The organism is Streptococcus sp. oral taxon 061 (assembly GCF_964211575.1).
Lineage (GTDB): Bacteria > Bacillota > Bacilli > Lactobacillales > Streptococcaceae > Streptococcus.
This window is the reverse complement of record NZ_CAXOQQ010000004.1, coordinates 147890-161410: the sequence shown is the minus strand read 5'-3', so window position 1 is coordinate 161410 and position 13521 is coordinate 147890. Positions and strand designations below refer to the sequence as shown.

The following is a 13521-nucleotide window of genomic DNA, read 5'->3' as shown; positions in this document are numbered from 1 at the left end:
GGAAAATTACAAAATAATAATTAACTTAATCCGTGTTCTTTAATTGCTGCTTCAATATTGTCATAAACTGGAGCACTCATCGCTGGAATACGGAATAAGATAGGTCCAGCTTCTACTACTGGGATACCAGGGTCAAAACCTAAGTCTGTTGCAGCAATTGGTGTGAAGATATCATAACCTTTAATCAAGTCTTCGTTGACATCTTTAACCATAACTGCGTCACACTGTACGTCGTATCCACGGTTAGATAGCTCTTCTTCTAGAGCGCTTTTAATTTGGTGGCTTGAGTTAACACCTGCACCACATGCAGCAAGAATTTTAATCATTTGGATTTCCTCCGATTTTTATTTACTATTTATTTATGAATTTAAGCAGTTGCTTCTGAGATATACTGGAACAAAGCTTCTGGTTCTGTAATCTTAGAAAGTGCTTCTAGATGACCATTGCCTGTAAAGAAGTCCATCAATTGAGCAAGAATATTAGTTTGACTCGAACTTGAATTATTGATGATAAAGAAGAGTAATGATACTTCTACTTCCTTGTCAGGAGCAATCATGTTGTGGAATGTTACTGGTTTCGCTAAGCGAACCACAACAACGTTTTCAGTTAAATTATGAATCGTGTCTGTGTGAGGGATTGCTACATTCGGCAAGTCCTTCCCAAGAAATTCCATATCTAAACCGGTTGGGAACATTTTTTCACGTTCAATCAATGCCGATCGATAGGTATCCGTAACAACTTTCTTTTCTTCCAATAGGGTCGCAACTTGATCAAATAGTTGCTCTTGATTATCTGCTTCTAAACAAAAAACTAAGTCTTTGCTGAAGAAATGATCTAATCCCATGACCTTCTCCCTTCATATTTAACTTTTATGATAAAAGTATAACACTATATGAAACCGTTGTCAATATTTTTTTGTTGTATTTTGTTTGATTTTTATTTTTTTTGTTTGATTTTAAACAGCAAATAATTTTAAATAGTTTTAAAAAAAGATAGAAAAAAACAGGACATACATCCTGTTTTTTTTATATTAATTATTTTTCGTAGTCCAACTTTGTTCAATCAATGGAAGCATATCCTTTAAAACTTCAGGTGTTCCTTCTAGAGAAACGTATCTAAACTTACCATCGTCTGATTTAAAGATCCAGATCACTAAATATTTACCATTTTTAGCAATACAGTTTACGACATAGGCGTCATAACCACCAATTTTTGACTTAGATCCCCAAACTTTAGAGAAATCCTTGCTTTGTTGTTTAGTTTGATAAACACTAGTAGAGACTTGAACAGCATCAAGAGCAGCATATTCACTTTCACTAACACCAAGGTGCTCTGGTTTAAAAGTATTTAGGGTTACGATATTGATGTCCGTTCCATCACAGTACTGAATATCATCACCACCCTCAACTTCTGTAAAATGAATCCATGATTTTGGCACTTTTACGTAGCCATAAGCATCTGACCCAATTACCTGTGTATCTTTAATTGTTGATTCGGCTACAGTTGTTGTTTCTTGAGCAGTGGTAGTTTCCTGGACTGTTGTTGTATCTGAGGCTACTTCTTTTTTAGATTTTGAAGTATTACAAGCAGCGAGGCAAAGGCAACACACTAAAAGTGTAGATAAGCTGACGATTTTTTTCATAATCCTTCTCCTTTCACTTCTATTCTAATGAATGAAAAGATAAGTGTCAAAAGATAACTGTATTAGGAATCAATTATTCTTCATCCATACTCAAGACACTTAGGAAGGCTTCTTGAGGAACTTCTACTGATCCGATAGCTTTCATACGCTTTTTACCAGCCTTTTGTTTTTCAAGAAGTTTACGTTTACGCGAAACATCTCCTCCATAACATTTGGCAAGAACGTTTTTACGAAGAGCTTTGATATCTGTACGAGCTACAATCTTGTGTCCAATAGCTGCTTGGATTGGAACTTCAAACTGTTGACGTGGAATGATTTTCTTGAGTTTATCAACGATGAGTTTCCCACGTTCATAGGCAAAGTCCTTGTGAACGATAAAGCTGAGTGCATCAACCTTGTCTCCATTGAGAAGGATATCCATTTTAACCAGTTTAGATGGACGATACTCTGACAGTTCATAGTCAAAGCTTGCATAGCCACGTGTTGAAGATTTGAGCTTATCAAAGAAATCAAAGACAATTTCAGCAAGTGGAATTTGGTAGATAACATTCACACGATTATCATCGATATAGTCCATCGTCACAAAGTCACCACGTTTGCGCTGAGCTAGTTCCATAACAGCTCCTACAAATTCCTGTGGTACCATGATTTGTGCTTTAACATAAGGTTCTTCAATAGTCGCAATCTTTGTAGGATCAGGAAACTCGGATGGATTCGATACATCCATAGACTCACCATCAGTCTGATTGACCTTGTAAATAACGGATGGTGCAGTCATGATCAAGTCAATGTTGAACTCACGTTCCAAACGTTCCTGAATAACATCCATATGAAGGAGACCCAAGAATCCACAACGGAAACCGAATCCAAGAGCTTGCGATGTTTCGGGTTCAAACTGAAGACTAGCATCGTTCAACTGCAATTTTTCAAGGGCTTCACGAAGGTCATTGTATTTATTTGACTCGATTGGATAAAGACCTGCGAAAACCATCGGATTCATCTGCTTGTATCCAGATAGGGGTTCTGAAGCAGGGTTTGCCGCCAAGGTAACTGTATCACCGACACGAGTGTCTTGAACAGTCTTGATAGATGCTGCAATATAACCAACGTCACCTGTCGCAAGGAAGTCACGTCCCACTGCTTTGGGTGTGAATATTCCGACCTCAGTAACATCAAAGGTTTTACCATTGCTCATGAGCTGAATCTTATCACCTGGCTTAACAACTCCATCCATGACACGAACTTGGAGGATAACGCCACGATAAGCATCGTAAACTGAGTCAAAAATCAAAGCTTTTAGTGGTGCTGATACATCACCAGTTGGTGCTGGAACTTTTTCTACAATTTGCTCTAAAATATCTTCAATTCCAATCCCAGCTTTTGCTGAAGCTAATACAGCCTCACTAGCATCCAGACCGATGACATCTTCAATTTCTGTACGCACGCGCTCTGGATCTGCTGCTGGTAGGTCAATTTTATTGATAACTGGAAGGATTTCCAAATCATTATCCAAAGCAAGATAGACGTTTGCCAGTGTTTGAGCCTCAATCCCTTGGGCAGCATCGACAACCAAAATGGCTCCCTCGCAGGCAGCTAGAGAACGTGATACCTCATAAGTGAAGTCCACGTGTCCTGGTGTGTCAATCAGGTGGAAAATATAAGTCTCGCCGTCTTTGGCAGTATAATTAAGCTCGATGGCATTCAGTTTGATAGTAATCCCACGCTCTCTCTCTAGGTCCATACTATCAAGAAGCTGAGCTTGCATTTCACGACTAGAAACCGTCTCTGTAGCCTCCAAAATACGGTCTGCCAATGTTGACTTCCCATGGTCAATATGAGCGATAATGGAAAAGTTTCGGATCTTCTCCTGACGTTTTTTCAATTCTTCTAAATTCAAGATTCTCTTCCTTTCAGGGTATCTATTAATTATAAATTGTTTTTATGTTTTTGACAAGACCATAATACCCTGTAGAGAGTATTAATCTTCCGCAACAAAGCCGTCATTTTCGATGAAATAGTGGTCTGTCATACCTTGGTCAGTAAAGACAATTCCATGAAGGACACCACCATAGACAGCTCCTCCATCCATTCCGATTTTTCCATCTTCTGTCATCCAAAGTTCTGCAGTTCCTGGTTTTTGTTCCAAAAGTCCATAGACAGGTGTATGCCCAAAGACAATTGTTTTCCCTGTATGATTAACTGCTTCGTGGAATGGTTTTCTGAGCCAGACTTTCTTGTAATCTGTAGTTTCATGCCAATCATCCAAAGTTAAATCAATTCCTGCATGAACAAAGATATACTTATCTGTTTCAATCACAAAAGGCATCTGACGGATAAATTCAACTAAGTCTGTAGCTTCCGTCTCAACACGCTTAGCATCTGCTACTCCATCTACTGGTGCATCCAGTGGACGCCCCAAAATAGAATTAATAGTTGTATCTCCACCATTCCTACGGTAATGATCATAGCTTTCTTCAGGATCATCCAACCAAGTTAAAAACATGTACTCGTGATTTCCTGAAATGCAAATCGCTCCTTGATTTTCTACCAAGTCTTTGACCATTTCAAGAACACGACGACTATCTTCTCCTCTATCAATCAAATCTCCAAGAAAGAGTAATTGAGTCTTACCATCCCATGTTTTTAGAAGGTCTTCAAGCATTCCTGCTTTCCCATGGACATCTCCAATAACATAATAGTCTGTCATTTATTTCTCCTTACTTTGCAACAATTCTCTCGCTTGACTAAGTGCTGCTTCAGTCACATTCTCCCCAGCCAACATTTTAGCAACTTCTTCCACCCTTTCTTCGACTGTCAACAAGCGAACTGTTGAAACAGTTGAATGGTCATTACTAATCTTTTCAATAAAGAACTGATAATCTGCGATCGCAATGACTTGAGGAAGATGAGATATAGCTAATACTTGGCCGTGCTGACCAATTTTATGAATCTTTTGAGCAATTGCTTGGGCTACACGACCTGAAACTCCTGTGTCCACTTCATCAAATACAATGCTGGTCTTACCTTCCTTACGAGAAAAAGCAGACTTGATCGCCAACATGAGGCGAGATAACTCTCCTCCAGAAGCTACTTTAACCAATGGTTTAAAGTCTTCTCCAGGGTTGGTGGAGATGTAAAATTCAACACTTTCATTTCCTTCACGAGTAAACTTACCTTTATTAAATTGAACCTGAAATCGAGCCTTATCCATATAAAGGTCTTTGAGTTCTTGCTGAATCTCAATTTCTAATTGTTGAGCTAAGTTATGTCGAGCAGATGCAAGCTTACTTGCTAAATCTACCAGGCTTACTTCCAACTTTTTGAGTTCGACTTCCAAATCATCTGAAGATAAATGATTGCCAGTCAGAAGGTTGTATTCTTCTGTGATTTTAGCAAAGTACATCAAGACATCGTCAACATTCCCACCATACTTACGTGTAATGGAGTGAATGAGATCTAAACGGCTTTCAATCTGCATCAAGCGATTACCATCGAAATCTAAATCTTCGATAATATCCTCTAAACGCTTAGTGACATCCTCTAAAACATAGTAGGATTCAGATAGAGAGGACGATATTTCACGGTACTCTGCATCATAGTCTTCTAAACTTTCCATATCATTCATTGCTGAACGCACGTTAGCTAGACTTGAAAATTCTTCATTATCTAACATTGTATAAGCATTAGTCAACGTATCAGCAATATGTTTATGATTTAAAAGTTTATCTCGTTCTTGGTTTAGTTTGAGGTCTTCACCTGGCTGTAGGGATGCAGATTCAATTTCAGCCATCTGAAATTCCAACATTTCAATACGAGCCTTGTGCTCTTCTTGATTTTTCTTAATCTCAAGAAGTTGTTTGCGCATTTTACGATAAGCATCAAAGTTTGTCTGGTAGGCTTGCTTCAGTTCCAGAAAATCTGCATCACCAAACCCATCAAGCATCTGAATGTGCAATTGGGGACGCATTAACTCTTCTTGATCATGTTGGCCATGGATATCAACCAGATACTGTCCAATTGAGCGAAGAACAGATAGATTAACCATCTGTCCATTGACACGACTAACACTACGCCCGTTTTGTAAAATTTCACGACGGATGATGATTTCATCGCCTAACTCCAGACCTTGCTCATCAAAAATCTCTTGTAAAGCTCGACTATTTTCAATTGAGAAAAGACCTTCGATTTCAGCCTTAGGAGCACCATGACGAATAACATCCGTTGTGGCTCTTGCTCCCAGCATCATATTCATAGCATCGATGATGATAGACTTCCCAGCACCGGTTTCCCCCGTCAGAACTGTCATTCCCTTCTCAAAATCAAGTGAAATAGCCTCAATGATGGCAAAGTTTTTAATTGAAATTTCAAGTAACATAAGGTCCTACCACTTTTTAACTTGCTCGACAATCTCTACAGCTGCTTCTTCAGTTCGCGCCACAATTAAAATTGAGTTATCATCTGCTAAACAGCTAAAAATCATATCCGAAAATGTTTGAGTCAATTGACTTTTAACAAAAATTGTATTCCCAGGAATAACATCTAAATTAATGAGATTCCCCATTCTTTCGAAACTTTCGATATTGTTCTCAGCTAACTGTAAACTTTTAACTACTGACTTTGGTAATTCATAGACATATGTATTGTCTTTCAAAGGAATTTTTACAATCCCTAATTCTTTGATATCACGTGAAACAGTTGCTTGAGTGGCAGAAATCCCTGCTTCTCTCAAGTGTTCAACGATTTCTTCTTGTGTGCCGATTTGATAGTCAGTCACAAATCTTCTAATCTTTTCAAGTCTTTCTTTTTTATTCATCTTTAAACTCTCTATGTGCTTTTTCTACTACTTTTTCTATTTCAGAAACTACTTGGTTGCTTGCATGTTCTTCTTTACGTAAATAAGCAAGAAACTCAATATTCCCGTGTCCACCTTGAATAGGAGAGAAATCCAATCCTAAGACTGAGAATCCTTCATCAACTGCCATTTTAGTAACTGATTCTAAAACATTTTGGTGAACTTTGGCATCTCTGATAATTCCATTTTTACCAATCTGTTCTCGGCCTGCCTCGAACTGTGGTTTTATGAGTGCAACAACTTCCCCTTGGTCGACCAATATTCTATGTAGAGCCGGTAAAATGAGACTCAAAGAAATAAAACTCACATCGATACTTGCGAAGCTTGGCTCTAGTTCAAAATCAGCCTTTTCAGCATAACGAAAGTTAAATTGCTCCATGCTGATAACACGTGAATCTTGGCGTAATTTCCAGGCTAGCTGATTGGTCCCAACATCAACGGCATAAACCAGTTTTGCACCATTTTGAAGCATGACATCCGTAAAGCCTCCTGTTGAAGCACCAATATCAATGGTCGTTTTGCCTTCAACTGATATGTCAAATTTTTCTAAGGCTTTCTCAAGTTTCAAGCCGCCTCGACTCACATACTTGAGTTTCTCACCCTTGAGTTTTAATTCAGTATCATCAGGAATTTTTTCTCCTGGTTTATCAAAACGCTCACCATTAAGGACTGCAATCACTAATCCAGCCATTACGCCACGCTTAGCCTGTTCTCTTGTTTCAAATAAACCTTGTTTGTAGGCAAGTACATCTACTCTTTCCTTAGGCATTGATTCTCAAACTTTCTACTATTTCTACAATTGGTCCTTTATCAAAGTTGACTAATCGACTGATTTCTTCTAACTTTGCGTTAGCCCGATCCAAAGTATGATTGCAAAACACAATCGCCTCATCTAAACCTAGCAAAGCAGGATAGGTCGACTTCTCTGCTTGCAAATCTTTCTGCGGGGTCTTACCGATTTCTTCAAAACTAGCAGTAACATCTAAGACATCATCTCTGACTTGGAAAGCAAGCCCAATCAACTCGCCAATGTATTTGAGGTCTTCTTGTAGCCTTGCATCTAATCCTGAAATAATTCCAGCTGCTTGAAAAGGAAAGGCTATGAGTTTACCAGTTTTGTTAGCGTGGATGGTCTGGAGTTCTTCTAAGTTTAAGTGTTTGCCTTCACCTTCCATATCCAACACTTGACCGGCTACCATTCCCATACTACCAGAAGCAAGAGACAAGGAAGCTATCAAATCTACCTTAGCCTGACTGGATAGATCAGCTTGCGCTATTAAGGCATAAGGATCTAAAAAGAGAGCATCGCCAGCTAAAATAGCTAAAGCTTCACCAAACTTTTTATGGTTGGTTAAACGCCCACGACGATAATCATCATCATCCATAGCGGGAAGATCATCATGGATTAGGCTTCCTGTGTGAATCATTTCAAGAGCTGCAGCAACCTGTGCATGAGCTAATGTAATAGGAACCTTTAAGGCCTCTAAAACTTCTAAAAGCAGATATGGCCGAATCCTTTTACCTCCAGCATGTATGGAATAAAGAACTGCTTCTCTTAAGCTTAATGCAAATTGCTGGTCACCATAAAACTCTTCAAGAGCTGACTCGACCATAGCTAATTTTTCTTGCTTGTTCATAGAAGTTCGCTTTCTGTTCCATCTTCTTGCATGACTTTAACCAAGGTCTTTTCAGCTTTATCAAGCGTCGCTTGCAATTCTTTTGATAATATCATCCCTTTTTGAAAAGCAGCAATGGCATCTTCTAAAGCAATTTCACCATTTTCTAAACTCTGAACAATAGTCTCAAGCTCTGCTAAATTATCTTCAAATTTCTTCTGTTTTGACATCTTTAACCTCTAATTCTACATGACCATCTCGCATCATCAACATCACCTGGTCATTTTTTTTCAAATCATTTGCTGAAGATACCACGGTATCCTCTTTTTTAACAATCGCATAACCCCTTGCTACGATACGACTCGTATCTAACATGAGTAGAGCTTCTGACAAGCGTTTTACTTCAGCAACCTTGGCATCATAGATCACAGCCATCTGGCTACGCATTAATTTTTGTAACTGTTGAATACGGTCTTGGTAGCGCTGAATCTTGACATTTGGCGATAATTGCTCCAAACGGTGAATTTGAGCTTGAACCTTCTGTTGATTTCTAACTAACTCACCATTCAATCCCTGCTTCAGTCGAAGCATTAACTGATCCAAGCGTTGCAGATATCCATCATATAAACGCTCTGGTTGCCTGAAGATGACTGATTGACTAAGCCCTCTCAAGGCTTCTTTTTTCTTTGATAAAGTATTTTGTACGGCAGTAGCCATTCGTTTCTCTTGATTTTTAAGGTAGGTCAGTAGATCTAACTTAGTCACAGGAGTAGCTAACTCTGCTGCAGCAGTTGGTGTTGCTGCTCTCTTGTCGGCAACAAAATCAGCCAAGGTTACATCTGTTTCGTGGCCCACACTTGAAATAATCGGTAAACGAGATTCAAAGATAGAACGCACTACAATTTCTTCGTTAAAAGCCCAAAGATCCTCAATTGATCCACCACCACGGCCAATGATAAGAACATCCAAGTCTTCTCGTTCATTAGCTCTAGCAATGTTACGGGCAATCTCCTCTGCTGCCCCTTCGCCTTGAACCTTGGTAGGATATAAAACAATCTCTACCCCTGGGAAACGTCTGCTAACGGTAGTAATAATATCCTGTATAACAGCACCACTACGACTAGTCACAACCCCAATGCGTTTTGCAAACTGAGGGATTGCTTGTTTAAAGCGTTCTTGAAAAAGCCCCTCTTCCGATAATTTCTTTTTTAATTGTTCGAACTGAATTGCAAGAGCCCCTACACCATCAGGCTCTGCCTTTTCAATGATGATAGAGTAGCTCCCACTTGGTTCATAGACTTGGACACGACCGATAACATTGATCTTCATCCCTTCTTCCAAATCAAAACCTAGTTTCTGATAAATACCTGACCAAATAGTTGCTTGGATAACAGCTCGATCATCTTTTAGAGAAAAATATTGATGAGTTGGACGCTTGCGAAAGTTAGAAACCTGACCAGTTAAATAGACCCTCTCCAAGTATGGGTCTTTATCGAATTTCATTTTCAGATACTTAGTCAAAGTTGTTACCGACAAATACTTTTCCATCTCAACCTCCTTCTTTCTCTATTTTTTCCTGGGTATTATTATACCAAAAAAACGTTTAAAAATCTCTCTTTTCACCTCTAGAATACGAAAACAAGACTGGATTTCTTTGAGCTTGTCTAATAATATACAAAAGCCCTCGGAAAAATCCAAGGGCTTTCATTAGTTCACTGAACTATTTTATTTTTTCAAGTTGTAGAATGATTTCAATCCACGGTATTCAGCTACTTCACCAAGTTGATCTTCGATACGAAGCAATTGGTTGTATTTAGCGATACGGTCTGTACGTGAAAGTGAACCAGTCTTGATTTGTCCTGCGTTTGTTGCAACTGCGATGTCAGCGATTGTTGAATCTTCAGTTTCACCTGAACGGTGTGATACAACGGCAGTGTAACCAGCTTCTTTCGCCATTTCGATAGCGTCGAATGTTTCAGTAAGAGTACCGATTTGGTTAACTTTGATAAGGATTGAGTTAGCAGCTCCTTCTGCGATACCTTTTTCAAGGTAAGAAGTGTTTGTTACGAAGAAGTCGTCACCAACCAATTGAACTTTACCACCAAGACGTTCAGTAAGAGCTTTCCAACCGTCCCAGTCGTTTTCGTCCATACCATCTTCGATAGTGATGATTGGGTATTTGTTTACCAATTCTTCAAGGTAGTCGATTTGTTCAGCAGCAGTGCGGACAGCAGCTCCTTCACCTTCGAATTTAGTGTAGTCGTATACTTGACGTTCTTTATCGTAGAATTCTGATGATGCACAGTCAAATCCGATAAATACATCTTTACCTGGAACATAACCTGCAGCTTCGATAGCAGCAAGGATTGTTTCTACACCATCTTCAGTTCCGTCGAAACGAGGAGCGAATCCACCTTCGTCACCTACGGCAGTTTCCAAACCACGTGATTTAAGGATTTTCTTAAGTGCGTGGAAGATTTCAGCACCCCAACGAAGAGCTTCTTTGAATGTAGGTGCACCAGCAGGTACAATCATGAATTCTTGGAAAGCGATTGGAGCATCTGAGTGAGATCCACCATTGATGATGTTCATCATTGGAGTTGGAAGAACTTTAGTGTTGAATCCACCAAGGTAGCTGTAAAGTGGGATTTCAAGGTAGTCAGCAGCAGCGCGAGCTACAGCGATAGACACACCAAGGATTGCGTTTGCACCCAATTTACCTTTGTTAGGAGTACCGTCAAGAGCGATCATAGCACGGTCGATAGCTTGTTGGTCACGTACATCGTAGCCGATAATAGCTTCAGCAATGATGTTATTTACGTTGTCAACAGCTTTTTGTGTACCAAGACCACCGTAACGAGATTTGTCACCGTCGCGAAGTTCAACTGCTTCGTGTTCACCAGTAGAAGCTCCTGATGGAACCATACCACGTCCGAAAGCACCTGATTCAGTATAAACTTCTACTTCAAGTGTTGGGTTACCGCGTGAGTCTAGGACTTCGCGAGCGTAAACATCAGTAATAATTGACATTTTTTACTCTCCTTTGAGTTAAATTATTTTACACCTCTATGATACATCAAAAAGATACCTTTTTCAAGAAAAAACGTTATCTTTGTGCAAATTTTCCTTAAGTTTGTTAAGTAATCGCTTTCTTTTTCGCCTTATCTATAGACTTTTATGATATACTATATTTATGACTGATGTATCAAAACAAATATTAGAAAAAGCTCATGGCGGGCTTAAATTAAATCCAGACGAACAAAGACGCTTTCTTGGTACCTTTGAAGAACGTGTTCTTGGCTACGCTGAACTCGCTACTGCGAATGATGACAGATTTCAAAAAGGTTTTTTGACTATTTTGGAGACTTTTAAAAAAGAAACTGAACCTCTGTTTGTCAAGATTTCTCCTCAAGTTGAGTTTGAAAAACAAGTTTTTTATTTAAAAAATGCTAAAGATTCTGATTGCCAAGCAACTATCGTTTCTGAAGATCATAACTCTTCTCCTTTCGGACTGGTTATCCATAGCGATGTTCCGGTTCAAACAAGTGAAAAAGACCTCAGAAAGGCCTTTTCAGACTTGTGGCAAGAGAAAGAGACGAAAGCTCCTATTTCTCTCTGGAAAAAATGGTTTGGTTAACTCTATCTCAAAGACATGATTCGTGCGATACTTGCAGCTGTATTTTCTAGATAACCAGCTGCTTTTTTTAGACTGTCTGCTAACGGTTCGCTTTTTTCAAGTATGGAAAAAGCTGCGACTATATTCTCAAATGGTAAGGGTGGTAAATCCTCTGATAAACTACCACAAATAGCAATAACTGGAACACCATTTGGTGTTCTTTTTGCTACTCCAATTGGCGCCTTTCCAGCTAGACTTTGCGAGTCCAGTCTACCTTCGCCAACGATAACTAGGTCTGCATCAGTAACTTTTTCATCGAAGTTTATCAAATCCAAACAAGTTTGAATACCAGATACAATCTCTGCTCCAGCGAAGGCACACAAGCCAGCTGCAATCCCACCGCCTGCTCCTGCACCTTCTAATTTTAATATTTCAGGTGCAACTTTACTATAGAAGTCTTTAATAGCAGCATCAACTTCTTGAAATTTAGATGGATCCAATCCCTTTTGTTTCCCAAATGTAAAGGTAGCACCATAAGGTCCACAAAGAGGATTGGTCACGTCTGCTAGTATTTTGATATGTACATCAGAAGGAATTTGAAGTACTCCCTCCTTCAAAATTTTCCTGATATCAAATAGAGATTGACCATTTGCTTGAAGTACAATTCCGTTTTTGTCATAAAACTGGTAACCAAGTCCTGAAGCAATGCCAATTCCCCCATCGTTACTAGCCGTACCACCGACACCAACGTAGATATCTTTGATTCCTTGTTCTATCAAAAGGAGAATAAGTTGACCAATTCCCTTTGTTTGAATCTCTAGAGGATTACGTTTTTCAAAAGGGATTTTAGCAAGACCCACTAAATTTGCAACTTCAAATAGAGCTAAATCTCCTTTTTGAAAGTAAGACATCAAAACCTCATCACCAAAAGGTCCAGTTACCTGGACTCTTTTTTCTTCCAAACCTAGAGAACTTTTAATGGCGTCTACTGTTCCTTCACCTCCATCACCAACAGGTAAAAGTAGACACTCCACGTTAGGTATGGCCCTTTCGAATCCTCTTTTTATAGCTTCTGCTACTTCGTTTGCAGGAAGACTCTCTTTGAAAGAGTCCGGCGCGATAACAATTTTCATTTTGATTCCTCTTTCTATCTAAAGGAAGTCTATCAATTCCAAAACTTTCCCAAAATCTCTCTCATCTACCTGAAGATTTATTTCCTTTTTCACAATATTCTTGGCACAAAAGGCTATACTAAGTCCTGCACTTTTAAGCATTTTTAAGTCATTAGCTCCATCACCGATTGCAATCGTTCTCTCGAAAGGTACTTGTAATTCTTTAGCCCACCTTATAAGTCTTTCTTCTTTAACTTCTCTGCTTATAATAGGGCCGATTAGATTTCCAGTTAAATGATCATCTCTGATTTCCAGTTGATTAGCAGCAACTAATGAAATTCCTAAATCTTTTGCTAATCTTTCTACAATAGTGGTAAATCCGCCTGATACTAAACCGACTTCTATCTGGTTTTCTTGAAGAACTTTAATAAACTTAGCAGCGTTTTTACTAAGGTGAAGTTCATGATAAATCTTATCAAAAACATTGATAGAGAGACCTTTAAGAAGAGAAACACGTCTTTTTAAACTTGCTTCGAAGTCTAATTCTCCTCTCATCGCTTGAGCTGTTAGCAGGGCTACTTCTTCTTCGCACTTTGCCTCTTTCCCTAATAAATCAATAACCTCTTCTTCTATCAGAGTTCCATCAACATCTAGGACACAGAGTCCTCTAGCTTTATTCATTT

15 protein-coding genes are annotated in these 13521 nt (G+C 39.0%); 1 reads left to right on the top strand and 14 read right to left on the bottom strand.

Annotated elements, in window-relative coordinates; all coding sequences use genetic code 11:
• Positions 1–20 precede the first annotated feature (20 nt).
• The 12 genes from AB8E63_RS04640 to eno all read right to left on the bottom strand — a co-directional run bounded on the left by AB8E63_RS04640 (position 21) and on the right by eno (position 11140).
• Complete coding sequence (locus tag AB8E63_RS04640) at positions 21–326, bottom strand: PTS sugar transporter subunit IIB (RefSeq protein WP_006148587.1); 306 nt, start codon at positions 324–326, stop codon at positions 21–23.
• Positions 327–367: 41 nt separating this feature from the next.
• Complete coding sequence (locus AB8E63_RS04635) at positions 368–844, bottom strand: PTS sugar transporter subunit IIA (RefSeq protein ID WP_006148588.1); 477 nt, start codon at positions 842–844, stop codon at positions 368–370.
• 186 nt (positions 845–1030) lie between these two features.
• Complete coding sequence (locus AB8E63_RS04630) at positions 1031–1642, bottom strand: hypothetical protein (RefSeq protein WP_036757544.1); 612 nt, start codon at positions 1640–1642, stop codon at positions 1031–1033.
• A 73-nt stretch (positions 1643–1715) separates the two neighbouring features.
• Positions 1716–3539 carry a translation elongation factor 4 gene (gene lepA, locus AB8E63_RS04625; RefSeq protein ID WP_036757546.1) on the bottom strand — a complete coding sequence of 608 codons (1824 nt, stop codon included), beginning with the start codon at positions 3537–3539 and terminating at the stop codon, positions 1716–1718.
• Positions 3540–3620: 81 nt separating this feature from the next.
• Positions 3621–4349 (bottom strand): metallophosphoesterase family protein, encoded by a 729-nt coding sequence (locus AB8E63_RS04620; RefSeq protein ID WP_368910187.1) that lies wholly within the window; start codon positions 4347–4349, stop codon positions 3621–3623.
• Positions 4350–6017, bottom strand: coding sequence for a DNA repair protein RecN (recN, locus tag AB8E63_RS04615; RefSeq protein WP_368910186.1), 1668 nt, complete (start codon positions 6015–6017; stop codon positions 4350–4352).
• Positions 6018–6023: 6 nt separating this feature from the next.
• On the bottom strand, positions 6024–6455 hold the full coding sequence (locus AB8E63_RS04610; protein WP_004253525.1) for an arginine repressor: 432 nt from the start codon (positions 6453–6455) through the stop codon (positions 6024–6026).
• On the bottom strand, positions 6448–7263 hold the full coding sequence (locus tag AB8E63_RS04605; protein WP_368910184.1) for a TlyA family RNA methyltransferase: 816 nt from the start codon (positions 7261–7263) through the stop codon (positions 6448–6450). Before AB8E63_RS04605 ends, AB8E63_RS04610 begins: the two co-directional genes overlap by 8 nt.
• Positions 7256–8131, bottom strand: coding sequence for a polyprenyl synthetase family protein (locus AB8E63_RS04600; protein WP_368910182.1), 876 nt, complete (start codon positions 8129–8131; stop codon positions 7256–7258). Before AB8E63_RS04600 ends, AB8E63_RS04605 begins: the two co-directional genes overlap by 8 nt.
• Entirely contained in the window at positions 8128–8340 is a 213-nt protein-coding gene (locus tag AB8E63_RS04595) for an exodeoxyribonuclease VII small subunit (RefSeq protein WP_368910181.1), read from the bottom strand. Before AB8E63_RS04595 ends, AB8E63_RS04600 begins: the two co-directional genes overlap by 4 nt.
• Positions 8318–9658, bottom strand: coding sequence for an exodeoxyribonuclease VII large subunit (gene xseA / locus AB8E63_RS04590; protein ID WP_368910179.1), 1341 nt, complete (start codon positions 9656–9658; stop codon positions 8318–8320). The genes AB8E63_RS04595 and xseA overlap by 23 nt, the downstream gene beginning before the upstream one ends.
• A 177-nt stretch (positions 9659–9835) precedes the next feature.
• Complete coding sequence (eno, locus tag AB8E63_RS04585) at positions 9836–11140, bottom strand: surface-displayed alpha-enolase (protein ID WP_049496425.1); 1305 nt, start codon at positions 11138–11140, stop codon at positions 9836–9838.
• 163 nt (positions 11141–11303) lie between these two features.
• Here eno and AB8E63_RS04580 point away from each other — a divergent pair, with 163 nt between their 5' ends.
• Entirely contained in the window at positions 11304–11747 is a 444-nt protein-coding gene (locus tag AB8E63_RS04580; protein ID WP_368910177.1) for a DUF1694 domain-containing protein, read from the top strand.
• Positions 11748–11749: 2 nt separating this feature from the next.
• On the opposite strand, the gene AB8E63_RS04575 is transcribed toward AB8E63_RS04580, so the two are convergent.
• Together AB8E63_RS04575 and serB are read right to left on the bottom strand one after the other, a co-directional pair.
• Positions 11750–12859, bottom strand: coding sequence for a glycerate kinase (locus tag AB8E63_RS04575; RefSeq protein WP_368910175.1), 1110 nt, complete (start codon positions 12857–12859; stop codon positions 11750–11752).
• An 18-nt stretch (positions 12860–12877) separates the two neighbouring features.
• On the bottom strand, positions 12878–13519 hold the full coding sequence (gene serB / locus AB8E63_RS04570) for a phosphoserine phosphatase SerB (RefSeq protein WP_368910173.1): 642 nt from the start codon (positions 13517–13519) through the stop codon (positions 12878–12880).
• Positions 13520–13521 lie beyond the last annotated feature (2 nt).